This window comes from Salegentibacter echinorum (assembly GCF_900129445.1).
GTDB lineage: Bacteria > Bacteroidota > Bacteroidia > Flavobacteriales > Flavobacteriaceae > Salegentibacter > Salegentibacter echinorum.
The window spans coordinates 20,510-44,983 of record NZ_FQVT01000004.1 but is presented as its reverse complement, the minus strand read 5'-3'; the positions used below and the strand labels follow the sequence as shown (position 1 = coordinate 44,983).

At 38.0% G+C, this 24,474-nt stretch carries 21 protein-coding genes; 9 read left to right on the top strand and 12 right to left on the bottom strand.

The features are described from left to right. Positions 1–260 precede the first annotated feature (260 nt). Entirely contained in the window at positions 261–1,799 is a 1,539-nt protein-coding gene (locus tag BUA71_RS08040) for a glycine--tRNA ligase (protein ID WP_072878509.1), read from the bottom strand. A gap of 159 nt (positions 1,800–1,958) precedes the next feature. Continuing rightward, complete coding sequence (locus BUA71_RS08035; protein ID WP_083572060.1) at positions 1,959–2,843, bottom strand: hypothetical protein; 885 nt, start codon at positions 2,841–2,843, stop codon at positions 1,959–1,961. A gap of 59 nt (positions 2,844–2,902) precedes the next feature. Here BUA71_RS08035 and BUA71_RS08030 point away from each other — a divergent pair, with 59 nt between their 5' ends. Together BUA71_RS08030 and BUA71_RS08025 are read left to right on the top strand one after the other, a co-directional pair. Next, entirely contained in the window at positions 2,903–3,583 is a 681-nt protein-coding gene (locus BUA71_RS08030; protein WP_072878505.1) for a ComF family protein, read from the top strand. A gap of 205 nt (positions 3,584–3,788) precedes the next feature. Further along, entirely contained in the window at positions 3,789–5,402 is a 1,614-nt protein-coding gene (locus tag BUA71_RS08025) for an Ig-like domain-containing domain (protein WP_072878503.1), read from the top strand. On the opposite strand, the gene BUA71_RS08020 is transcribed toward BUA71_RS08025, so the two are convergent. Next, the gene (locus BUA71_RS08020; RefSeq protein WP_072878501.1) at positions 5,389–6,168 is read right to left on the bottom strand and encodes an amidohydrolase; all 780 of its coding nucleotides are present in this window, start codon (positions 6,166–6,168) and stop codon (positions 5,389–5,391) included. The two genes, BUA71_RS08025 and BUA71_RS08020, sit on opposite strands and share 14 nt — an antisense overlap. A 136-nt stretch (positions 6,169–6,304) precedes the next feature. Here BUA71_RS08020 and BUA71_RS08015 point away from each other — a divergent pair, with 136 nt between their 5' ends. Continuing rightward, positions 6,305–6,814 (top strand): DUF1440 domain-containing protein, encoded by a 510-nt coding sequence (locus tag BUA71_RS08015; RefSeq protein WP_072878499.1) that lies wholly within the window; start codon positions 6,305–6,307, stop codon positions 6,812–6,814. Positions 6,815–6,940: 126 nt separating this feature from the next. Here BUA71_RS08015 and BUA71_RS08010 read toward each other — a convergent pair whose 3' ends face one another. From BUA71_RS08010 to BUA71_RS07995, 4 genes are all read right to left on the bottom strand, one after another. Then, entirely contained in the window at positions 6,941–9,421 is a 2,481-nt protein-coding gene (locus tag BUA71_RS08010) for a ligase-associated DNA damage response DEXH box helicase (RefSeq protein ID WP_072878498.1), read from the bottom strand. Between the two features lie 288 nt (positions 9,422–9,709). Next, complete coding sequence (locus BUA71_RS08005) at positions 9,710–10,084, bottom strand: endonuclease domain-containing protein (RefSeq protein ID WP_175545946.1); 375 nt, start codon at positions 10,082–10,084, stop codon at positions 9,710–9,712. 232 nt (positions 10,085–10,316) lie between these two features. Further along, positions 10,317–11,912, bottom strand: coding sequence for an ATP-dependent DNA ligase (locus BUA71_RS08000; RefSeq protein ID WP_072879063.1), 1,596 nt, complete (start codon positions 11,910–11,912; stop codon positions 10,317–10,319). 74 nt (positions 11,913–11,986) lie between these two features. Then, positions 11,987–13,015, bottom strand: coding sequence for a ligase-associated DNA damage response exonuclease (locus tag BUA71_RS07995; RefSeq protein ID WP_072878496.1), 1,029 nt, complete (start codon positions 13,013–13,015; stop codon positions 11,987–11,989). Between the two features lie 245 nt (positions 13,016–13,260). Between BUA71_RS07995 and BUA71_RS07990 the strand changes: the two genes are divergently transcribed. Beyond that, positions 13,261–13,689 (top strand): TerB family tellurite resistance protein, encoded by a 429-nt coding sequence (locus BUA71_RS07990; protein ID WP_072878494.1) that lies wholly within the window; start codon positions 13,261–13,263, stop codon positions 13,687–13,689. A gap of 368 nt (positions 13,690–14,057) precedes the next feature. Here BUA71_RS07990 and fbp read toward each other — a convergent pair whose 3' ends face one another. Next, on the bottom strand, positions 14,058–15,068 hold the full coding sequence (gene fbp / locus BUA71_RS07985; RefSeq protein ID WP_072878492.1) for a class 1 fructose-bisphosphatase: 1,011 nt from the start codon (positions 15,066–15,068) through the stop codon (positions 14,058–14,060). 212 nt (positions 15,069–15,280) lie between these two features. On the opposite strand from fbp, the gene BUA71_RS07980 reads away from it, so the two are divergent. From BUA71_RS07980 to BUA71_RS07960, 5 genes are all read left to right on the top strand, one after another. Next, the gene (locus BUA71_RS07980; RefSeq protein ID WP_175545945.1) at positions 15,281–15,763 is read left to right on the top strand and encodes a GNAT family N-acetyltransferase; all 483 of its coding nucleotides are present in this window, start codon (positions 15,281–15,283) and stop codon (positions 15,761–15,763) included. A gap of 70 nt (positions 15,764–15,833) precedes the next feature. Further along, on the top strand, positions 15,834–16,304 hold the full coding sequence (locus BUA71_RS07975; protein ID WP_072878490.1) for a GNAT family N-acetyltransferase: 471 nt from the start codon (positions 15,834–15,836) through the stop codon (positions 16,302–16,304). Between the two features lie 6 nt (positions 16,305–16,310). Next, on the top strand, positions 16,311–17,561 hold the full coding sequence (locus tag BUA71_RS07970) for an aspartate kinase (RefSeq protein WP_072878488.1): 1,251 nt from the start codon (positions 16,311–16,313) through the stop codon (positions 17,559–17,561). A 196-nt stretch (positions 17,562–17,757) separates the two neighbouring features. Next, entirely contained in the window at positions 17,758–19,563 is a 1,806-nt protein-coding gene (locus tag BUA71_RS07965) for a GNAT family N-acyltransferase (RefSeq protein WP_072878486.1), read from the top strand. Positions 19,564–19,654: 91 nt separating this feature from the next. Next, complete coding sequence (locus tag BUA71_RS07960) at positions 19,655–20,305, top strand: SDR family oxidoreductase (protein WP_072878484.1); 651 nt, start codon at positions 19,655–19,657, stop codon at positions 20,303–20,305. Positions 20,306–20,530: 225 nt separating this feature from the next. Here BUA71_RS07960 and BUA71_RS07955 read toward each other — a convergent pair whose 3' ends face one another. From BUA71_RS07955 to BUA71_RS07940, 4 genes are all read right to left on the bottom strand, one after another. After that, positions 20,531–21,511 (bottom strand): 2-hydroxyacid dehydrogenase, encoded by a 981-nt coding sequence (locus tag BUA71_RS07955; RefSeq protein ID WP_072878482.1) that lies wholly within the window; start codon positions 21,509–21,511, stop codon positions 20,531–20,533. Positions 21,512–21,993: 482 nt separating this feature from the next. Further along, complete coding sequence (gene mgtE / locus BUA71_RS07950) at positions 21,994–23,346, bottom strand: magnesium transporter (protein WP_072878480.1); 1,353 nt, start codon at positions 23,344–23,346, stop codon at positions 21,994–21,996. Continuing rightward, a complete protein-coding gene (rsmA, locus tag BUA71_RS07945) occupies positions 23,336–24,157 on the bottom strand; it encodes a 16S rRNA (adenine(1518)-N(6)/adenine(1519)-N(6))-dimethyltransferase RsmA (RefSeq protein WP_072878478.1) in 822 nt (273 codons plus the stop codon). Before rsmA ends, mgtE begins: the two co-directional genes overlap by 11 nt. Next, positions 24,154–24,468, bottom strand: coding sequence for a DUF4286 family protein (locus tag BUA71_RS07940; RefSeq protein ID WP_072878476.1), 315 nt, complete (start codon positions 24,466–24,468; stop codon positions 24,154–24,156). The genes rsmA and BUA71_RS07940 overlap by 4 nt, the downstream gene beginning before the upstream one ends. Positions 24,469–24,474 lie beyond the last annotated feature (6 nt).

Genomic DNA, 24,474 nt, shown 5'->3' with positions numbered 1-24,474 from the left:
AGCTATGATGTTTTAAAAATAAACAAACTAAACTTATTCCACCTTGTTCCGTTGAAAATTATCTCGGGTTTTGGATTTTTAGCGATATTGCTAATGGAAACGGAATACTACATTTCCTTATTAATGCTATAAAAATTGTCACTGAAGAAGCAAAATATTATTCAATAAAAAAGGAGCGACTAATTACTTAATCGCTCCACTTTATCTAAAAAATACATTCTAAAAATTCAGAGAATTGCTATAACTAATTAGCCAAAAAATCACTTTTTTAACCAATGTTTAAAATCTATTTCTTGTTGAATAAGTTCTTTTAATTCTGAAATCGCTACTCGTTTTTGCTCCATAGTGTCCCGGTAACGAATCGTTACTTTCTTGTCTTCCAAAGAATCGTGATCTACAGTGATACACAATGGTGTTCCCGCAGCATCCTGGCGACGGTACCTACGGCCAATCGCATCTTTTTCATCATACTGAACTCTAAAATCCCATTTTAATTCCTCAACAATTTCGTTAGCAAGCTCTGGCAAACCATCTTTCTTCACTAATGGAAGCACGGCTGCTTTGGTTGGGGCTATCACTGCCGGTAGTTTTAAAACTGTTCTGGTTTTTCCGTCTTCCAGTTCTTCTTCCTTTAGAGAACCTGAAAATACAGCGAGGAACATACGATCTAAACCTATGGAAGTTTCAATTACATAAGGCACATAATTCTCTTTCATTTCAGGATCATAGAAACGTAATTTCTTCCCAGAATGTTCTTCGTGTGCTTTTAAATCGAAATCTGTTCGGGAATGAATTCCTTCCAATTCTTTAAACCCAAAAGGAAAGTCAAACTCTATATCTGTAGCAGCATTAGCATAGTGCGCCATTTTCTCATGATCGTGAAAACGGTATTTTTCTTCACCCAGTCCTAAAGAAGAATGCCATTTTTGTCGAGTTTCTTTCCAATGCTCAAACCATTTTAGTTCTTCCCCGGGGCGTACAAAAAATTGCATCTCCATTTGTTCAAATTCCCGCTGGCGGAAAATAAATTGGCGCGCTACAATTTCATTTCTAAAGGCTTTCCCTATTTGGGCAATTCCGAAGGGAATCTTCATTCGTCCGGTTTTCTGCACATTAGAGAAATTCACAAAAATACCCTGGGCAGTTTCGGGACGTAAAAAAAGATCTGTAGCACTATCTGCCGATGCTCCTAACTTTGTCCCAAACATGAGGTTAAATTGCTTTACATCTGTCCAGTTTTTAGAACCGGTCTCGGGACAGGCGATTTCAAGCTCTTCAATTAAAGCCTTTACATCTGCCAAATCTTCATCGGTGAGGGATTTTGCCAGGCGTTCAAGTATTTCTTTTTCTTCTTTTTTATAACGAATCACCCTGGGATTGGTGTTTACAAACTCTTCTTCATCAAACTTATCCCCAAAGCGTTTTTTCGCTTTTTTAATCTCTTTTTGTGCCTTCTGGTTGATTTTTTCAGCGTGATCTTCTACTAAAACATCGGCCCGGTAACGCTTCTTGGAGTCCTTGTTATCAATTAAAGGATCATTAAAAGCATCTACGTGCCCGGAAGCTTTCCAGGTGGTAGGATGCATTAATATCGCGGCATCCAGGCCCACAATATTCTGGTGCAATTGCACCATACTTTTCCACCAGTAATCTTTGATGTTTTTTTTGAGTTCGGCTCCATTTTGTCCGTAATCATAAACCGCGCTAAGTCCGTCGTAGATTTCACTAGACGCAAAAATATACCCATACTCTTTAGCATGGGATATTACATTTTTAAAAAAATCTTCTTGTTTTGCCATATCACAAAAATAGAAAAACCGCGCTAAAAAGCATTAGCGCGGACTTCAAAATTATTTTTATCCTTTCACTATAAAGGATGATTATTTTTTTACTGTTTAATTAATCTATAAACATAAGAAAAATTGGTCAATTTTTCTTCTTAAACCTACTATTATTGATTACCTAAGATTAAAAGAAGCTGTCCCCAGAAGATTGGCTTCAGCATAAACATACACTTTATAGGTTCCTTCTTTCAATTTGTCTTCAGCAGTATTAGAAAGAATACATACATCTAACTCATTATTTTCGTAGTACACCTTAGAAGATGCGCTGTAAACCATTGGCCCGCCTTCATGCTGCACCACTATTTGATCTCCCACCAGTTCATTGTCTGGGTTATAAACCTGTACATACATATTGCGTTCTCCAGGGCCGGCAAGATCATTGGCACTTATGGTAAAGCAAGCCCTAATTTGATCTATACGCCTGGTTCGATCATTTACAATCAGTTTTCCGCTATTGCGAACTATCACTCCTTCCCCACGTAAACTTGTAATTTTTAGTTGCGAAGCTCTATCTACTTTATTGGCAAGATCCTGATTGGTAGTTTGTAACGAATCTGATAATTTTGTTCGTTCTTCTAAAACTACATTGGTACTGTCTAAAGTTTGGGACATCATTTGGTTTTGGCGGTTTAAGCTATCAACCACTCTAAACAAACGTTCCTTTTCGGCTTTTAGATTGCCAATTTCCCTTCTATACCGAGAAATTAGAACAATATTAGCTTCATTATCTTTTACTGAATCCAGCAACCTGTCTATCCTCGCCCGGGCATCAACCAGATTTTGATCCATAATTTCATTTTCATCAATCGCCTCATCATATTTTACAATTAAATCATTGAGCTCATCCTCTATCACTGCTTTTTCTTTGGTGAGAATGGCTTTATTTTCCTTTTCTTCGTTATAAAATTTAATTGTGTAGATACCCAAAGCCAGTAGTGCTACTGCTAAAACCCCGGTTAAAATTTTAAGCGCGGTATTGTTTTTCTTTTCGGTCATCATATAAGTATTTGTTTTGTAAATTTAGGATTTTCGGAAGGTAACAGGTAATAACTTAACAAATGTTTCACGATTTACTCAATTTGTTCTATCCGCAAATTTGTAATTGCTGTGATAAACCTTTATTAAAGCATGAAGCTGTAATATGTACGCTTTGTTTGCATCAGCTCCCCCTTACCGGTTACCACAATGATAACGAAAATGCGACTAAAAAAGTATTTGATGCCCGACTTTCCCTGGAAAATGCAACTTCACTACTTTATTTTGGTAAAAAAGGTCTTGTACAATATTTAATTCACAACTTAAAATACCGAAAACAGGAAGAAGTTTCCGCTTTTCTGGGACGTTGGTTAAGCGAAGAACTAGCCTATTGCTCCAATTTTAGAGAAGTAGATTGTGTAGTACCGGTGCCTTTACATCGCAAAAAATTAAAAACTAGAGGATTTAACCAGGTGGCCGGCTTCGGAAAAGAACTGGCCAGTAGTCTAAACGCAACATATATTGACGATGTATTGGTAAAAAAATCATCTTCCCTAACGCAAACTTTAAAAAAACGCGTTGGAAGATGGGGAATGCTGGAAGAAACTTTCATGTTAAAAAACAGGCAGAAATTAGAAAACCGTCATATTCTATTGGTAGATGATCTCGTGACTACCGGGGCTACTTTAGAAGCCTGCGGAAATAAATTATTGACTATCAAAAACACTAAACTGAGTATCGCAACGATGGCTATTACACATTGAAGGAGAAATATGGACGCTAAGACTAAAGGAGAAAAAACTTAATTACAACTCACCGGAAAATTTTATTCTTTCAGAAATAAAAAATAATGAGCATTTTCTGCACTTTATAAATTTACTGGTTCCGTTTAAATAAGAAACAAAAGAATGTAGCTACCAAAAAACCTAAAATAATTGTTTCTTTGTCTTTCTATTTCATTTTATAATTATGCTAAAACGAACTCCAGGTATAATCATCGTTGCTGCGCTACTACTTTTATGTGTGCAATGTGCTAAAAAAGGGATGCCAGAAGGTGGTCCCGAGGATGAAGAGCCACCAAAGTTTATTAGGGCAAATCCTGAAAATTACAATACCAATTTTAGCGCAAATGAGATTAGGATCTTTTTTAACGAATATATAAAACTGGAAGATGCGCGGCAGCAAATCGTGATTTCCCCTCCCATAGAACCCCGTCCCAGCATTATGCCTATGGGAACGGCCCGTAAAGATGTAATGATAGAGAACCTGGATTCATTACAGGAAAATACTACGTACACGATTAATTTTGGTAAAAGTATTGTTGATAACAATGAAGGTAATCCCTTACCTTATTTTAAATATGTTTTTTCTACCGGGGATTACCTGGATTCTTTATCGGTTTCGGGTAATGTTAAGGATGCTTATCTAAAAGCTCCTGCCGAATTTATTTCCATTTTCTTATATCCTGTAGATAGCACTTTTTCAGATTCCCTGGTTTATAAGGAGACCCCAAGATATATTACTTATACCTTAGATAGCAGCGTTAATTTTAAATTGGAAAACCTTAAAGAAGGGACTTACCAAATGCTGGCCATAGAAGATAAAAATGACAATTATCTTTTTAATCCTAAGAATGAAAAAATAGCTTTTTTAGAAGATTATATTACGTTACCTACAGACAGCACTTATCAATTAACCCTATTTAAAGAAAATTTGGCTTTTGAACCTAAACGCCCTAAGTTATTAAAAGGCAATCAAATACTTTTTGGTTATGAAGGGAAGAAAGGAGTAGATAGTGTTAAAATTAATCTACTCACTCCAAAACCTGCCGGATATAAATCCAGGATCGTAAAAGATGAGAAAACAGACACCCTTTATTATTGGTACAACATTAGACCTGAAACTGACAGTCTTTCTTTTGAAGTGGTAAGCCCGCAACGACGCGATACGTTATTTACCAAAATTTCTAAAGCCGATAGGGACTCCTTACGGGTCACTACTGAACCCACCGGGAATATTGAATTTGCCCAGGATTTTAAATTGAAAGCCAATACGCCAATCACAAGTTTTGATGAAGATTTTATAACAATTAGAGACAAAGATTCTGTTTTGGTCCCTTTCACGACAAAAATGCGCAGGCTTGAAAACGAAATTATCATTTCCTTTGAGAAAGAGGAAAGTGCCAAATACCAGGTATTGGCTCTGCCGGGAGCAGTCACAGATCTTTTTGAAGAAACCAATGATACGATTAGGCAAAGCCTTAGCACCAAAGCTTACTCAGAATATGGTAGTATTATTTTACGATTGCAAAACGTAAAAAAATATCCCATCCTCGTTCAACTTTCTAATGAGAAAGGAGAATTACAGGCAGAAAAAGTTTCTAATGGAGAAAACAGTTTTCATTTTAGATTTTTAAAACCGGCAAAATACCTCATTAGGGTTATTTATGATGATAACGCTAACGGAAAATGGGATACCGGAAATTATTTAGAAAAACAACAACCGGAAGAGATCCAGTATTATAACGACACCATACAGGTACGGTCTAATTGGGATATGAACGAAAATTTTATTTTAAAATAAAATCATCGCGATCCTGTAAAAATTTAAACTTTCCACGGGTTTCACTTATATGAGCTTTTTCAAGAACTATTTCTTTAACAAAAGGCTTTTCCAGGTTTAGTTCGGTGATGTTTTGACCAAGTGCATCATAAGCGGCAGTGTGTCCGTTATATTCATAGCCATCGCCATCTTTTCCAGTTCGGTTTACGCCAATGCAATAACTCATATTTTCAATAGCCCTGGCCCTTAAGAGATTGTCCCAGGCAAACACACGTTTGCTCGGCCAGTTAGCTACATAAATCAATAAATCATAATCTTCGGTATTTCTGGAGAAAACGGGGAAACGAAGGTCATAACAAATTAGCGGACAAATCTTCCAGCCTTTATATGTTACAATTAAACGCTCTTTCCCTTCGGTAAAGGTTTCATCTTCTTTTGCAAAACTAAAAGCGTGACGTTTATCGTAAGTTTTATAGCTACCATTGGGAAAAACAAAAAATAGCCTGTTATAATACTTGCCATTTTCTGTAATAATCACGCTTCCGGTAACGGCGGCGTCTTTAAGTTTCGCCATTTCGCGCATCCATTGTAAACTAAGGCCATCGGTTTCCTCAGCCAATTCTGATGCATTCATACTAAAGCCGGTGGTAAACATTTCCGGAAGAATTATTAGATCGATATCTTCAGAAAGCGCCTTTATTTCTTTCGAAAATAAGCTTCGGTTCTCCTGGGCATCTTCCCATTTGAGATTCACTTGTAACAATGCGGTGTTTAGTTTTTGTGCCATACCCAAATTTACCAAATTTTAAATTCTTGCTGCTAAATCCTTGTTAAAACAATTGCTCAAAAATACGATAATTGATAGTTTTAATCCCGCCAGCTAATTAAACCTATAACTTCTGGCACTTTAAAAATTTACTAAGATGAATGTACAGACTTTAATGCAAAAAGATTCTTTTTCTTCGGCCGCAGGCAAAGGTTTATTGGCAGGTATCATTGGCGGACTCGCCGGTACAGCTATTAAAAGCCTTGTAGAACATTTTTTACCGGTAAGGGAAGTTGAGCAAAAATCTGCACAACTTGAGATTGTAGATGACCTTTCTACCAAAATAACCGGTTCCCCGGTAAGTGTTCAAAATGAAGAACTGGCCGAACAGTTGGTAAATTTCCCGATTGGTGCTAGCGTAGGTGCTGCTTATGGTTATAGCAAGAGAGATGATGAGAAATTGGACATTAAAGCCGGAATTATACTGGGTAGTTCCACCTGGATCACCACCCACGAAACTTCCCTGCCTATTTTAGGACTTGAGCCAAAACCCATAGATGTTCCCATTAAAATGCAATTAAACGAATTGTTTGCCCACGTTTTATTCGGAATCACCGCAGAAGTAGTGCGAAGCAGCGTATTAAAAAGTTTAAAAGAACAGGAATAAAAAACTCGTTGTTTGGTGTTTTTTGTTTGGCGTTTTCATCGATTTCGGTTAAAAATTTACTGCTTACTGTAAACAGAGACTGCTCACTATTGAGTGATACCTGCACACTGCGACTGCCTACTGACATTATTGCTCCAAACTCTTTAGCATTTTTCTTATACGATCTTCCACTTTTTCTGAAGACAATTTTTCCCGCAACCTATCGGTAATAATAGGAAAAGAAAACGGCGTGGGTTTTTCGCAGTTTTTCCAAACTATTTTTTGCCCGGAAATTCGATCTAAGGCTAGTCTTAAACGGCCTTCTTCCAATTGATGCTCAAAGGTCTCTCGAAAAGATTGCAGGTATAATAAATTATCGGCTTCATAATCCCTAAAAACACTAAATAACAACTGCGAACTGCTTTGTAGATGCTTACTTTTAATCATTTTATTGGGATAACCGGTAAAAACCATGCCGGCAATTACCGCTATATCTCTAAATTTTCTTCGTGCCATTTCGGTAGCGTTCAAACTTTTGTAAAGATCGTCCATTAAATATGCTTCAGAAAAAAGATTATTGTCCAACACCTGTTGCATATCAATTTCCTGGTCTGAAAGCAACTCGAAACCATAATCATTAAAAGCGATGGAAAAAGTGATGGGTGATAGTAAACTAATACGATAAGCCAGCAAACTTCCCAGGGCTTCGTGTACAAAACGACCCTCAAAAGGATAAAAAATAGCGTGATATCCTTCCCTGGTTTTAAAAGTTTCAATTAAAAACTCGTCTTGCTTCGGAACAATAGATTCCTTCAACTGTCTATCTAAAATTGGCCGCAAAGCTTTCAATTCCTCTGATTTCCCAGCTGCGTTCGAGGTGACAGTCGAAGAAGCTGAAGCCGCATACATTTCTTCTCTCAACAATTCACTCATTTGTGCCGAAAACGCCATTCTGCCGCCCATCCAGCTGGGAACTTTGGCTGTCTTTTTTTTAGATCTACGCACCAACACCTGCATACTTTTAATATGAACGAGTTCTAAATTTCGGCCGGCAAAAGTAAATACATCCCCCGGTTTCAATTTGGAAACAAACCATTCTTCAATAGTACCTATATAACCACCCTTCATATATTTTACACTCAACATCGCATCGCTCACAATAGTGCCAATTTGCAAACGATGTCGCATAGCAACCCCGCGGTTATTTACCTTAAAACGGCCATCTTCTTCAATCTCAATTTTTTTATATTCATCGTAAGCCTGTAAGCTCTGGCTACCTTTCGTGACAAAATTAAGCAACCAACGCCATTGTTCTTTAGTTATTGTTTGAAAACAAAATGTAGCTTTTACCTCGGGCCAGATATCATTCGGAAAAAATCCGTTGGACACCGCCAGGGTCGTTAAATATTGCACCAGGACATCAAAACTCAGCAAATATGGAATTCGATCTTCAACCGCCTGTTTTTTCACCGCTTTTTGCAAGGCTGAAGCTTCTATGAGTTCTATCGCGTGGGTAGGCAAAAAATAGATCACACTTTCCCCACCCGGTTGGTGACCACTTCTCCCGGCACGTTGCATAAACCGCGCAACCCCTTTGGGGCCACCAATTTGAATAATGGTTTCTACCGGCGCAAAATCAACGCCCAAATCAAGGCTGGAAGTACATACCACGGCTTTTAAAGTTTCGTTCCTAATGGCCTGCTCCACCCACAGCCGGGTTTCTTTGTTAATACTCCCGTGATGCATAGCTACCTCTCCAGCAAATTCGGGATATTTCGACATTAATTTCTGGAACCACAATTCACATTGTGAACGGGTATTGGTAAACAACAGCGTTGTTTTAGAATTTTTGATAATTGGCACTACCTCATCCAGCAAGTGTAAACCAAGGTGCCCCCGCCAGGGAAAACGTTCCATTTTTTTAGGAATAATAGATTGCACCTTGATTTTCTTTTTTAGCCTGGCTTTTATTAATACTGAATTTTCAAATGCTTCGGAATTTGGGCCAAGCAATACTTCCCGTGCCTGCTCCAAATTTCCAATCGTCGCTGAGATTCCCCAAATTCGCAATTCTCCTGAAACTGTTTTTAAACGCGAAAGCGCCAGTTCCATTTGCACCCCGCGTTTAGTGCCCAGCAATTCGTGCCATTCATCTACCACTACCGCTTGCAGATTTTTAAAAGTTTTATCATAATCTTTTGAAGCTAATAACAACTGCAAACTTTCGGGAGTGGTTATCAATAGATCGGGCATTGATTTTTTTTGAGCAGCCCTAATTTTTTGTGGTGTATCGCCGGTTCGAATTCCCACGCTTAGTCCGCTGTCAATTTCGTTAGCAAAACGCTGCGCAGCCTGTTCAATTTCTACTGAAAGTGCCCGAAGCGGCGTAATCCAAATTGCTTTTAAGCCTTTTCTATGTTTAGTTTTATAATTTGGGTTTTGTTTAAGATAAGCCAGTACAATAGGAATCCAGAGCGCATAAGTTTTTCCGCTTCCCGTGGGCGCATTTAAAAGTCCGTTTTTACCTTTAAGAAAAGCATCCCAGGTTTGTTTTTGAAAAGCAAAAGCCTTCCACCCCTGATTGGAAAACCATGTTTCTGCTATGTTGATGAGTTTTTTTTTGTTCATGATTGTGTCCTTTTTGACCCTTCCCTCATATTCTGTAAAAACAGAATATGCTACCTTCCCTTAAAAAAAGGGAAGGAGCTACTTAAATTTAGCTACCTAACTGAACAAGCTCGCTCCCCTACTTTTTAAGGAGGGGTGCCCGATAGGGCGGGGTGGTTTTTCAAAATTTAAATACAATTTCACCTCTCAACCCTTCCGACTCCTTCCGCTATCGCAGAAGAAGCCACCTTCCCTTCAAAGGGAAGGAGCGTTTGCTAATATCATTCGTAACTTAACAAAGCCAATATTTTATTGCTTTTTAAAATTATCTGCAATTTCCTTTAAAACTGATGGCAAAAAATCAAACACCATTTTATTCTCAAAATGTAATACCTTAAAACCTAAAGCTTCCAATTTCTCTGTTCGTTTTTTATCCCTTTCTTCAGCTAAAGGATTATTATGGATATCTCCATCCAGTTCTATAATTAATTGCTCTTTAGCACAGTAAAAATCGACTATGAAATTTTCAATACTATGTTGTCTTCTAAATTTTCTACCTTCAAATTTTCGGTGTTGCAACTGTTTCCATAAAAAAGCTTCTGCCGGAGTTAGATTTTCTCTTAGCGTTTTACGATACGACTCAAGATATTTTTTATTATGATTTGCTTTTTTCAAAATCCACATTTCAATTAAGTTTTTAAGCTTTTCTCATAAATTCCACTTAGCAACCAAAGAGGCCCGCTCCCCTACTTTTTAAGGAGGGGTGCCCGATAGGGCGGGGTGGTTTTTCAAAATTTAAATACAATTTCACCTCTCAACCCTTCCGACTCCTTCCGCTATCACAGAAGAAGCCACCTTTCTTTAAAGGGAAAGAGCGCTTGCTGATCACCTTTACTAATTTTAAACCGAAAATAATTTAATCGGGAATCAAATCTTTTAAATCATCTAAATTGTTTGCTTCGTGTATATTTTTATCGGTGCGCCAGCGAACCATCCTGGGGAACCTGGTGGCAACACCGCTTTTATGTCGTTTAGATTCGGTAATTCCTTCAAAAGCAATTTCAAAAACGTGATGTGGCGTGACACTTCTCACGGGACCAAAACGTTCTAAGGTATTTTTCTTGATCCAGTTATCTAATTTTCTGAACTCGGCATCGGTAAGCCCCGAATATGCTTTTGCAAAAGTGACCAGTTCCTTTTTTTCTTCATCCCAAAGTCCAAAGGTATAGTCGGTAAATAAATTACTGCGCCGTCCATGGCCACGCATGGCATAGGTTAAAACTGCATCTATGGTTAAGGGATCTACTTTCCATTTCCACCAATCGCCTTTTTTCCTTCCCACTAAATAAGGCGAGCCCAGCTTTTTAAGCATCAAACCTTCCGATTTTTCTTCTCGCGCCCGCTCCCGTTCTTTGGCTACCTCATCCCAGCTTTCAAAGGAAATACGCTTTGATAAATGCAAGGGGATTTCTTCCGAAGAAACTTTTTTGAATAATTTTTCCAGGATTTTTCGTCTTTCAGCAAAAGCTTTATCCCGAATATCTTCTCCCTGCCATTCCAAAACGTCGTAGGCTTTTAAGATCACCGGAGTCTTTTTTAGCAGCTTTTTAGAGATATTTTTTCGGCCAATTCGGGTCTGCAGGTCTTTAAAAGTCCCGATTTTCCCTTCTGGAAATGGTAAAATTTCACCGTCTAAAACGGTTCCGTTTGGAAGCAAGTCTACAAATTTTTCAAATTCAGGATACTTATCGGTTACCAGTTCTTCGCCCCGGCTCCACACAAACAACTCGTTATTTCTTACAATCACCTGGGATCTAATCCCATCCCATTTGTGTTCTGCACTCCAGCCAGCAACATCGCCCAGCTCTTCTACCTCGCCATCTATGGGGTAAGCCAGGTAAAAAGGATAAGGTTTAGACAAATAATCTTCCTCATGCTCTTCCAGGATCAACTTGGAAAAACTAATCTTATCGGGTTTCCAATTACCCATCATTTTATAAGCCAGAATATCTTCATCGATATTGGTAGCTTTTGATAACGCCCGGGTCATTAGTTTTTGACTCACGCCTATTCGGAAACTACCAGTGATTAATTTTGTAAATACAAAACGCTCATAATAATTAAGAGCAAGCCAGTTTTCCTGTAAATAAGCTTTCTTTTCTTCTTCACCCTTTGCTTTTAACGCGATTATTTCCTGAAGAAATTGATGAAGACTTTTATCTGTAGCCTCTTTTGCCGCCGGGATTACCAGGGCTATAGTTTCTGCTAAATCTCCCACGATATGATAAGATTCTTCAAACAACCACAACGGAATATTGGCCAGTTCAGACGCCCAGCTACGCATTAAAGTGGTATTTACCGGCCTGGGCGGCCGACGATGGGATAAAATTGCGATAGTCCAGACTTTATCTTTATCCCGGGCATTTTTGAAATAATGGGTTAACGCAGCTACCTTTAAGTTAGTTTTGTTAGTACTGTCTAAAGTTTTTATAAGTTGGGAGAAGTCTCTCATACCACCTGCAGAGACAGGTGAAATTACCTCATTTTCATCTTTCTTTTTCATATTCATAAATTATTTTGAGGACTTTATTTAATTCCCTTCCCCTTGGGGAGGGTTAGAGAGGGGCTTTCATTCTCTTCTTCATATTGAGTTTCTTCGGTGCGGGCATCATAACCCAATTCCCCAAGGTAACGGGAAAAAATATCAGTATAACCGTGAGTGCAAATCACCTTTTCGGCTCCCGTAGCTTTTATGGATTTTAAAAGCCCCGTCCAATCGCAATGATCAGATAATACAAAACCACGATCTATCGCTCTACGTCTTCTGGCCCCACGAAAAGTCATCCAACCGCTGGCAGAAGCTGTAATGTATGGTGTCATTTTCTTTATCCAGGTACTACCGTGGGCACTGGGTGGCGCTACTACAATATTGCCTTTAAGATCGGCTTTTTTTGTATCGCGTGTAATTCTCGTGGTTTTTGGCATTTCGCATAACGGCCTAATTACATCGGTCATATTCTCAATAGCACCGTGGGTAAAAATCTCACCAATAGAAGTGTCGAGATGTTTTAAAAGCCTTTGCGCCTTGCCTAAAGAATAGCCAAAGATTACCGAGGTTGTGCCTTCATCTTTATTTTGTTGCCACCAATTATTAATTTCTGAAAACACTTCTGTTTGCGGCTGCCATTTAAAAGCAGGGAGTCCAAAGGTGCATTCGGTAATGAAGGTGTGACATTTTACAGGTTTAAACGGAGTCGCTACACCATCTACCTCATCTTTATAATCACCGGTAAAAACCCAAACCTCTCCTTTATAGGCCACTCTAATTTGTGAAGATCCTATTATATGACCAGCAGGATGAAGAGAAAATGTGACCCCATTAATTGTAAAAGTTTCTTCCCAGGCTACGCCTGAAACCTTGATATCGCCAAGCCTATGTTTAATTATCGGCACGTTGGTATGATGTGTAATATATTTCTTGTGGCCCCACCGGGAATGATCTGCGTGCCCGTGGGAAATAATCGCCTTATCCACGGGTTTCCAGGGATCAAGATAAACCCCCGCCTGCTCGCAGAAAATTCCCTTTTCATCAAATACCAGTAATGGTGTTTTCATTTTTTTCTTTCTGAAATTAATAAAATTGAAAAGCCTGAAGAAAAGATTAAGAAAAGATTAGCGACCTGTAACTTTTAGAAAAGTGAATATTTATGTTCATTGTCCAGGTTTTATGCACTACGGTTTTATATTTATTATGATTGCAAAGGCTTATCTTAATCTATTACATTAAATGCAAAAATTTTAAAAGTATTTTCGATAGTAATAATTTTGGCTTTACCTATATTTGCTTTAAAACATTACAAATGGCTTATTCAGATTTATTTCATTCCGGGGAACACCTTAGAAATGTGAACCATTTTGCTGCTATAGTTAATTTAGCCAGCGTAGATGGAGAGATTAATGAACAAGAAAAAATAGTAGTAGATCGTTTCGCCCGTAAATTAGATATTACCGAACAAGAATATAAAACTATTGTTGAAAATCCTCAGGAATTCCGGGTTAGCTCTTATAATAGTGAAGAAAAGCGTTTGGAACACTTGCACGACCTTTTTAAAATTATTTTTGCCGATAATGTAATCGACAAAGAAGAAGAGGAACTTATTAAGCGTTACTCTATAGGTTTGGGCTTTTCCAGCGAAATTTCAGAAAAAATTATAAAACGCTCTATCGAAATATTTTCAGGACAACTTGATTTCGACGATTATCGTTATTTGCTGAAGAAAAATGCGTAGTTTCAGTTGGCAGTCTCAGTTGTGAGTTCTCAGTTTTTAGTTTAACAGTTAACTGGTTGTTTGATCTTGCGTTTTATTTTAAACGCTATTTTTCTTTGTGAGCTTTGCGGAAAACTTTGCACTTTCTTTGCGTGAAAAACAGGTGGCAGTTTTCAGTTGCGAGTTAACAGTCCTAATTATCTGTGGCCAGACTAATTCGTACAATGAGATTCAAAACTTGAACCCTCGCAACCGTAACAGGTCACACAAAATCACTAATTAAAAAAAGATTGCCACGCTCCTTCGTCGCTCGCAAGGACCAGCGAGTTTTCTCCACACCCGCAACTCGCAACACGCAACCTTGAACCTTGAACCTTGAACCTTGAACTTTAAGAACTGAATTCTTCCATAAAAGCTTCAGCCTTTTCGACCATTTTTTTACTTCCGCAGAAAAAAGGAGCGCGTTCGTGCAATTTTTTCGGTTGAATATCTAGAATTCTTTGATAACCATTACTGGCTTTTCCGCCGGCTTGTTCTACAATAAATGCCATAGGATTACATTCATAAAGCAAACGCAATTTTCCGTTATTTGCTTTAGAACTTTTTGGATAGATAAAAATACCACCTTTAATCATATTACGGTGAATATCTGAAACCATGGAACCAATATATCTGGAAGTATAAGGCCGGTCCTCCTGCTCCTCCTGGCAATATTTAATATATTTCTTTACACCTTCAGGGAAATGCACATAATTCCCTTCATTGATAGAATAAATCTTACCGCTTTCAGGAAACTTCATGTCTGGATGGGATAAATACCAGGAGCCCAAAGCGGGATTTAAGGTAAACCCGTTTACGCCGCAACCGGTAGTATAAACAAGCATTGTAGAGGTGCCGTAAATAATGTAGCCTGCCGCGACCTGTTTGTTGCCCGGTTGTAGAAAATCTTCGGCAGTGACCGGCGTGCCAATGGGCGTAACCCGGCGATAGATAGAAAATATAGTACCTACAGATACATTTACATCTATATTACTACTGCCATCTAAAGGATCCATTAAAACTACGTACTTATTTTTATTGTCGTTATTCTTACCTGAAATTGTAATGAAATCATCATTTTCTTCGGAGGCAATCCCACATACAATTTCACGATTTATTAAAGTCTGGATAAATTTTTCATTGGCATAAACATCAAGTTTCTGTTGGTCTTCACCCTGCACATTGGTCTCCCCATGCAGACCTAAAATATCAACTAATCCTGCTTTATTTACTTCGTGGTTAACCACTTTTGCCGCAAGACGAATAGATCTTATCAACCTGGAAAGTTCTCCCGAAGAATATGGAAAAGCTGCCTGATTTTCTATAATAAACTCACCTAAAGTCTGATTTTTTTTAACCATTATTTACTAATATCGTTATTTGCTTCAAAAATATTCATTTTTATCACTTACTACAACGTTTTAGCTAAAGAATGTTGAACAAGACTAAAATTCGGAGGATTTACTTAAACTTCAGTTTTCATTTTAAAAGTCTCCTTCCCATTAAAATTACCGCCAGAACAATTGATTGTAAAAAAATCTATTGCCTATTTTTGCTTTAAATGCTATAAACTATGAACATCAATATTAGAAAAAGTACTAAAGAAGACATGCCCGCCGTTCTGGAGCTTATACAAGAACTGGCTGAATTTGAAAAAGAACCTGAAGCGGTTATTATTTCTGCGGAAGATCTCGTTCGGGACGGTTTTGGTGAAAACCCTTCTTTCACCTGTTTTGTCGCCGAAGTGGAAGGTAAAATTGAAGGCATGGCTTTATGTTATTTTAGATATTCTACCTGGAAAGGAAAAACTGTACATCTTGAAGATTTGGTTGTTCGCGAAAAAATGCGCGGCAAGGGCCTGGGAAATGCCCTTTATACCAGGGTTATAGAATTTGCAAAAGACCAGGGCGTTGAACGGGCCGAGTGGGTAGTTTTAGACTGGAATAAACACGCCCGCGACTTTTATCAACGCAGTGGAGCTAAGGTTTTCACAAACTGGTGCACGGTACAAATGGATGGACCGGCGATAGAAGATTTTCTAAATAAAGGACGTTAATAATATCCAAAGGGCTTAAAAACTAAGTTACTTTTTAAATTCTATTCTTATTTTTGTGGAAAACAAACTTATGGAATACGTTATACGAGAAGCCAGGCGGGATGATATGCCCGAAGTTTTAAAGCTAATAAAAGAGTTAGCGAGCTATGAAAATGCCGCAGACCAGGTAGAAATTAGCGTTGATGATCTAGAGCACGAGGGATTTGAAGAGAAGAATTTTAAATGTTTTGTAGCCGATGTTGATGGCAAGATAGAAGGAATGGCATTGGTTTATTTTAGATTTTCTACCTGGAAAGGACGCACTGTTCACCTGGAGGATCTTATTGTTAGAGAAAAAATGCGAGGAACAGGCCTGGGTGGCGCTTTGTATAAAAAAATCGTGCAATATGGTCATGACAACAACGTTAAGAGGGTAGAATGGGTAGTTTCTGAAGGTAACAAAAATGCCCAGGAGTTTTATGAAAATACCGGTGCAGACATTAAAAAGAATTGGTACACGGTGCACATGGACGAAACCGGGATCAAGAAAAATATCGAATAACAAATAATGAAAGTTTTTAAGTTTGGAGGCGCTTCAGTAAAGGATGCGGCAGGAGTAAGAAATGTTCAAAACGTATTACAACAAACGGGGAACGGCCCCAAGCTTATCGTAATTTCGGCAATGGGAAAAACCACCAACGCCCTGGAAATTGTTGTAAAGGATTATTTGTTTTCTAAAGAAGTTCCTGAAAGCCTGCAAGCGATAGAAGATAGTCATTTTCTAAATTTAGAAGCTCTTTTTCAAAATACCAATCATCAGGTTTTTGGCAAGGTGCATCAGTTATTCAGGGAGTTGAAGAATTTTCTTCAGCATAATAAATCTGAACAATACGATTTTGTTTACGACCAGGTTATTTGTTACGGGGAGCTACTTTCTACAACAATTGTTAGCGAGTACCTCAACAGTCAACAACTTAAAACTAATTGGATAGACGCCAGGAAGTTTATAAAAACCGATAGTGTTTACCGTGATGCCGCAGTAGATTGGGAAGAAACCCACGAAGCAATTTTAGAACACCTGGATGTTGATCAAGTTAATATTACGCAGGGCTTTATCGCTTCTGATGCTAATAATTTCACCACCAGCCTGGGACGGGAAGGTAGCGACTATACTGCTGCGATTTTCGCTTATTGCCTAAATGCCGAAGAAGTGACAATTTGGAAAGATGTGCCGGGCGTACTCAACGCCGATCCACGAGAATTTAAAGATCCAGAACTACTACAGCAGCTTTCCTATGAAGAGGCTATTGAACTCGCTTTTTATGGAGCCTCGGTAATTCATCCAAAAACTTTGCAACCTTTACAGCAAAAGGAAATTCCGCTTTTTGTAAAACCTTTTTTGAATCCGCAGGAGGAGGGAACCCGCGTTGGAAAAGGCGAATTAATTTTCCCAAAAATCCCCTGCTTTATTGTAAAAAAAGACCTGGTGTTAATTTCACTCTCCACACTCGATTTTTCTTTTATGGTAGAAGAAAACATTAGCGAGGTATTTAGATTATTCCATCAATATCAAATGAAGGTGGACCTTATCCAGAATTCGGCAATTAGTTTTTCGGTTTGTGTAAACAATAAATTTAATCAACTAGACAAGCTTATTCAGCATTTAAAGGCCAGGTTTAAAGTGAGTTTTTTACCGGGCGTTAGTCTTTTTACCATTAGACATTTTAATGATGAAGCTATTGAAAAGTTGGAGAAAGACAAGCAAATTCTATTAAAGCAGCTCACACATAACACCCTGCAAATTGTAACCAGGGATTAAATTCTGCTAAAGCATTTTTTAGCTTCGGAAATAAACACGCTGTGCTATAATAGAAAAAATAATTTAAGTTTGTCTATAATCTTAAGCTTCAAAACTGAAGCACCGGGCATGCAGTTTATGTATGTTTTCCTGAATCGAGGAAGTAATTGCATCAAAAGTGTTTAATTTTAATTATAATTAAAAAACTAAAGCCTACATGGGAGTAGTAAATGCCAAGGAAGTCGCTAAAGTCATGAACCTGGATAAATTAGGTCCATTGGGCACCTCTATTGGCTGGCTAATATTAAGGACAACCAAGCTTTCCAGAATAAATAAAGAGTATGAAAAGCGCGAGAACCTGCAAGGCTTAGAATTTATAGACTCCATTCTTGAAGGTTTTGAGATTGACTTTGAAATTTCAAAAAAAGATCTAAAACGAATCCCAAAATCGGGAGCATTCATTACTATTTCCAATCATCCCCTTGGCGCTATAGACGGTATAATTTTAATGAAATTATTACTTGAACAGCGGGAAGATTATAAAATCATAGCCAATTTCCTGTTGCATCGCTTAAAACCTTTGCAGCCTTATGTAATGCCCGTTAATCCTTTTGAAGAGCACAAGGACGCCAAGTCCAGTTTAGGAGGTATAAAACAAGCCATCGCCCATTTAAAAGAAGGAAAACCTTTAGGGATGTTTCCCGCCGGTGAAGTTTCTACTTATAAAGACGAAAAAGTTATTGTAGATAAACCCTGGGAACCATCGGCAATGAAACTTATTAAAAAAGCAAAAGTACCGGTTTTACCAATCTATTTTCACGCAAAAAACTCCACCTTTTTCTATCGCCTGGCTTCGATGAACGATATTTTTCGCACAGCAAAACTGCCCAGCGAAATGCTCACTCAAAAACGACGCAAGATAAAAGTGCGTATTGGTAATCCTATTTCAGTAGAAGATCAAACTGAACACGATAATTTAGAAGCTTTTACCGCTTTTTTACGTCGAAAAACTTATATGCTCGCTAATGTTTTTGAAAAGAAGAATCTTTTTGAAAAGCTGCCAAAGAACTTAAAATTACCTAAAACTCCCAGCAAAATTGCCACAGAAACGGCCGAAAATCTAATGGAAACGGAAATAGAAAACTGTAGAAAATTAGACAAACGCTTGTTGGCCAGTCGAAATTATGAAGTCTTCCTGGCAAAAAAAGAGATTATCCCCAATATTCTTACAGAAATGGGCCGGCTGCGGGAAATCACATTTAGGGCCATTGGCGAGGGCACTAATAATGCTACCGATCTGGATAAATTTGATGACTATTATTACCATCTATTTTTATGGGATAACGAAGCAAAAAAAATAGCGGGAGCCTACAGGATGGGTATGGGTTCTGAAATTTTTGAAGCACATGGCATTAACGGATTTTACCTACAGGATCTTTTTAGGTTTGAGCCAGAGTTGTATGGCATGATGAATAATTCTATTGAGATGGGACGGGCATTTGTCACAAAAGAATACCAGCAAAAACCAATGCCCCTGTTTTTACTTTGGAAGGGAATTGTACATTGTACCTTGCGCTTCCCAGAGCATAAATACTTAATTGGCGGAGTAAGTATTAGCAATAAATTCTCTAATTTCTCAAAATCTTTGATGATAGAGTTTATGAAATCCCATTATTACGATCCTTATGTGGCGCAATATATTAAGCCGAAAAAAGAGTTTAAAGTAAAATTAAAAGACGCAGACAAAGATTTTGTTTTTGATGCCAGCGAAGCCGACCTCAATAAATTTGATAAAATTATTGATGAAATAGAACCTGAAGGCTTAAGAATGCCAATTCTCATAAAAAAATACATTAAACAAAATGCTAAAGTAATTGCCTTTAATGTAGATCCTTTATTCAATAATTCGGTAGATGGATTGATGTATATAAGAATAGCCGATCTCCCCGAAAGCACCGTTAAACCGGTCATGGAAGAGTTTCAAAAAGAATTGGAAGCCAAATACAATAACAACTCCCGGTAGCCTGTTAATTTCTTGTTATACTAAACAAATGATTATGATGATCTTTAATTCATCCTTATCTTCAATTTGATTTTAATTAAAAGATTAAGAAATGGAAAAAATATTGATAGCCGGAGCTACCGGACAAACAGGAAAAAGAGTTGTTGAAATTCTTAATAATACTGAAAATTTTAAACCGGTTGCGATGATTCGCAAAGAAGAGCAAAAGCAAATCTTTGACGATATGAACGTAGAAAGTGTAATGGCAGATCTTGAAGGTGATATAGACCACGCTTTTAAAGGAATAGACCGGGCTATTTTTGCTGCGGGCTCTGGTGGAAGTACCGGCCCGGAAAAAACTACCGCTGTAGATCTGGAAGGCGCTAAGAAAATGGTAGATGGAGCTAAAAAGCATAAAGTAAAAAAATTCATTATGCTTAGCGCCATGGGTACAGATGAACCAGAAAAAGGTGGCGACTTACAACATTACCTTGAAGCTAAGAATGAAGCCGATGAATATCTTGTAGATAGTGGAATTGTGTACACTATTGTGCAACCGGGCGCGCTAACAGATGATATGGGGCTAGCTAAGGTGAAACTTGCTCCCAAATTAAATGAGCGCGGAGAAATTTCCCGTGACGATGTGGCCTTTTTATTAGTAATGTGCCTGGCCGATCCATTAGGAAAAAATATGGCTTTCCAGGCTTTAGAAGGTAAAGAGTCTATAAAATCGGCACTAGTCGAGCTAAGTCAAAACAATTAATTAATTAGATTTATAAACCTAAAAGACTGTGTAGAAAGCTAAGATAAAGCGTCATTACGTCTCGATAATTATCGGAAAAAGTAGAGTAATCTGCTTAGTAAAAATTAGAGATTGCTTCGTGCCTCGCATTGATGAATCTTAGTATTTTTGAAACAGTCCCTTTGGTATCAAATAAAAAACCTCACGATTTCTGTGAGGTTTTCTATTTAATTTTCCGAAAAAAAATTATTTCTCCTCTCCTTTTCCAAACTTATCGATAATTTTATTTGCGATTACGCTAGCCAGGCCTTTGTGAGATTCTACAGTCCAACCGGCTACATGCGGACTCAAAATAACATTGGGCAGAAACATAAGCTCCTGCATAGCTTTTGGGATGGTTTCGTGAGCACTTACCGAAACATTCTTTTTATTGGAAAAAAGACTTTCGAAAGAAGCTTTTTCATATTCCAAAACATCAAGCCCCGCACCAAGCACCTGGCCTTCTTTTAGCGATGCAACCAAATCTTCGGTTACCACATTTTTACCTCTTGCGGTATTGATAAACCAGAACGGTTTTTTATAAGCATCAATAAATTCTTTATTGACCATTTGATCTGTATCTGGTGTCCATGGTGTATGCAGGCTAACAACATCACATTTTTCCCTAAATTCCTCCAAATTTACCTGCCTGGCGTTTTCATCACCTACATTATCTTTAATATCATAACAGATAGTTTCTACATCGAAACCTCTTAATTTCCTGGCGAAAGCTTTTCCCATATTTCCATAACCAATAATCCCTACAACCTTGCCATCTAATTCTAAACCGCGGTTTTCTTCACGGTGCCAAAGTCCTTCACGCACCTCTCTATCGGCCTTGTTTAGCTTATTGAACAGCGATAGCAGCATTCCCAGACTGTGTTCTCCTACAGCATTGCGGTTACCTTCAGGAGCAGAAAAAAGGGTGATTCCATTGGCTTCAGCATAATCTACATCAATGTTTTCGAGACCTGCTCCCACCCGGGCGATAAATTTCAAATTGGGTGCAGCATCTATAAAATCCTTATCAATTGTATAACGGCTTCTAATCACAATACCATCATACAAATGCTGGTTCTCCAAAGTCTCCTCCCTGGTTTGCGTATAGCCTTCGATATTGTGATGCCCGGCTTCCTCCAGTTGCTTAAGTAATGTTGGATGATTGGTATCTGAATGTAAAATAATCATTGCTCTAAATTTGAGTTTTTAATTTTATGTATAGATGATCACCTTCAAAAGAAAATCTTGTATTGATTGTTTTTGAAGTAATTTTAATGCAATTTCTTTTATAAATAGGTGGTTTCATCTTTTTCGCGAAGCATGCAAAGTTATGAAATCATTTCAATTCAGGAAGCTGGGAGCTGTTAACTTCGGCTTAATTAAAATTAAACTAAATAAGTTATACTGTTTTGAAGTATATTATCGTCGGAATTATATTGAATACCAAATTTTTTTAATTTATGAGAATAGACTGAATTGGAGCCTCTAATTTTATTAAATTATGTATATAACAAGAAAGCGCTCCCTCCCTTGAAAGAAAGTGTCTTCTTCGACGATAGCTGAATGAATTGAAAGGGTTGAGAAGTGAATTCCACCCATTACTACTTAAACATTAGAAACATTAATACTTGTGGATTCGTGGCAAATTCCACCACGCAGGTAGATTAATTTTAAAACCCTAAAATAGCTTTCGCTATAAGAAAGTAAGTTAGTATCCCAAAAATATCGTTACTGGTGGTAATAAATGGACCGGTTGCTACCGCCGGGTCAATATTATTTTTATCTAACATAAACGGGATTAAGGTACCAATGGAAGCTGCTATAATGATTACAGACATAAGCGCAATCCCAATACTAACAGATTCATTATAACTGGTCTCAAACCAAAAACTACTTATAATAAACACTATTATAGCTATAGATAAACCATTTACCAGGGCTAGTATAATCTCTTTAAATAATCTACGGAATATATTTCCTTTTAGAGTACCATTGGCAAGGCCTTGCACTACAATCGCGCTAGACTGTACTCCTACATTTCCCGCCGTTGCCTGAATTAAAGGAACAAATATTAAAAGCTTGGGAAAGGTTGTCATAATAGTTTCAAACCCATTAATTATACTTGCTGCTCCCAAACCGCCAAACATTCCAATTAACAGCCAGGGTAAGCGTGCCCGGGTTTGTCTTAACAGCCCTGTATCTGCTTCTACAGATTCAGAAATACCCGAAGCCATCTGATAATCTTTTTCAGCCTCTTCTTTTATAAAATCAACAATATCATCAATAGTAATCCTACCTACCAGACGTCCCATTTCATCTACAACAGGAATCGCTTCCAGGTCATATTTTTGCATAATTCGGGCTACTTCCTCCCCTTCGGTATGCACATTCACATAATCTACCTGAGGAATATACACATCCCTGATATTAGAATTGCTCGGTGCGGTAAGTAAATCTTTAAGAGAAAGCCGTCCTTTAAGTTTGTTGCGATCATCTACCACATAAATAGAATGCACCCGGGTCACATTTTCTGCCTGTTCGCGCATCTCTGTCATACAGCCGGTAACGCTCCAGTTTTCATTAACCTTCACCAACTCTTTTGCCATAAGTCCACCGGCAGAATCTTCGTCATACCTAAGCAGCTCCACAATATGATCTGCGTGTTCTTCGTCAACGAGTTCGGCGATAACGCTTTGTTGACGTTCTGGGGTAAGTTCAGAAATGATATCGGCGGCATCATCGGTATCCATTTCTTCCAGCTCCTGGGCAATTTCCCGCGGATTGAGCAATTGAAGAATACGTTCCCGTGCATCTTCATCCAGTTCAATAAGCGCTTCGGCTGTTTTTTCGTGGTCCAGCAGCTTTATTAAATAAGTAGCTTCTTCCAGTGAGAGTTCGGTAAGAATTTCGGCAAGATCGGCATGGTGCACGTCTTCCAGATGCAACAGAATTTCTTCGTTGTTGTTCTCTTCTATGAGAAACCGTATTTTCTCAATTAATTCGCTACTTATTTCAAATTGCATAAGGCTGAATTTTAAGCGTCAAATTTATAAACTCCTGAAAACCGAGTTGTTCAGGTCGACGGCCAAAGATAGTATCTTCTCGAATATTATCGGGTAAATTGAACGTTTTTAAGCTATTTCGCAAGGTTTTTCTACGCTGCTGAAATGCAGTTTTTACTATCCTAAAAAACAATTTTTCATCACAGGCAATGCTAAAATCTTCTTTCCTGGTTAGTCGTAAAACACCACTATCTACTTTTGGCGGCGGATTAAACACCGAGGGTGGTACTGTAAAGAAATATTCAGCATAATAAAAGGCCTGCACCAAAACTGAAAGTATTCCATAAGTTTTACTTCCCTGTTTTTCACAAATTCGCTGTGCCACTTCCTTTTGGAACATTCCCGAGAATTCAGGAATTTGCTCTTTCATCTCTAAAACTTTAAAAACAATTTGAGTGGAGATATTATAGGGAAAATTACCAATAACCGCAAAAGCTTCCTCTTTAAAAACCTCCTGCAAATTGTATTTTAGGAAATCCTGTTGATGTATCCTTTCCTGTAATTCAGCATAATTCTCCTGAAGGTAAGTAACGCTTTCGGTATCAATTTCTATCACGTGTACCTCGGCATCCTGTTTCAATAAAAACTTAGTGAGCACGCCCATGCCGGGCCCAATTTCCAGCACATTATTATACCCGGAAAAACTTAGGGTTTTCGCAATTTTTTCGGCTACATTTTCATCGGTTAAAAAATGTTGCCCCAGGTGCTTTTTGGCTCGCACCTCCCCTTCCCGATGTCCTGGTTTTTTGTTCTTCCTCTTGTATTTGCTCATACTTTCTGTTCGCTAACCACCTGCATTTCTGTTCTAAAAGCAACAAATTTACCTTCAAAAGCTTTACTCTTCTTTTTTAATATAGCAGCATCTTCTTCCTGGTACTTTTCGATATCTGCTTTATTTTTAGCGGTGTATTGTACCGAATAGGTAATTCCACCCATCTGTTCGTTCACCATCACTCTGGTCATTAAAGCTTTTACAAATTTCCCGGTACCCAACATTTCAGGAATATGTTCGGTTTTCATCCATTCCAGCCATTCGTCATGAACTCCTTCTTCTATATTTATAGTAACATTATATATATACATCTCAAT